This window comes from Actinomadura physcomitrii (genome assembly GCF_008923205.2).
Classification (GTDB): domain Bacteria; phylum Actinomycetota; class Actinomycetes; order Streptosporangiales; family Streptosporangiaceae; genus Spirillospora; species Spirillospora physcomitrii.
In genome coordinates, this window is record NZ_WBMS02000032.1 from 35,284 (window position 1) to 35,816 (window position 533).

General features: G+C 74.7%; 1 protein-coding gene. It reads right to left on the reverse strand.

All coding sequences use genetic code 11. From position 1 onward, the window contains the following. Positions 1 to 354 precede the first annotated feature (354 nt). Positions 355 to 465 carry a DUF397 domain-containing protein gene (locus tag F8568_RS48855; RefSeq protein WP_328601117.1) on the reverse strand — a complete coding sequence of 37 codons (111 nt, stop codon included), beginning with the start codon at positions 463 to 465 and terminating at the stop codon, positions 355 to 357. Positions 466 to 533: the final 68 nt, after the last annotated feature.

The window sequence follows — 533 nt, forward strand, 5'->3', positions numbered from 1 at the left end:
GGGCGCGTCCCCCCCCCCCCCCCCCCCCCCCCCCCCACAAACCACAACTACCCTGCCGGGCGCGATGGTGGGGGCGGGCCGTCCCGGCAGGGGTGTGGACGGCCCGCCGCGCCTCGGTCTCGTGGGAGGCGAGGGGACGGTCGCGGGACGGACGTCCAGACGCCAGTTCGTGGCACGCACACCGTGTCTGGACGCGCCACCGGGGGCCGGCATGGAAAGCGAAGCACGCGCCGGTACAGCGCCCACAACCGGAACCCCCCGAGGGCGATGGTGGGGGCGGGCCGTCCCGGCAGGGGTGAGGGACAGCCCGCCGCGCCTCGGTCTCGTGGGAGGCGAGGGACGGTTGGGAGGCGGTCAGCGGGAGGCGCGGGCGGCGTCCACGGCACTGCGTAGAGCCGCGCGGGTCACCAGCAGGACGGGCCCGTCCGGGTCCTTGCTATCCCGCACCGCCACCACATCCCCCACCGCAACCCCTCGTTGAGTTGTGGCGTGTCGTGGTTATGCACGCCGCGATAACCACGACACGCCACAAC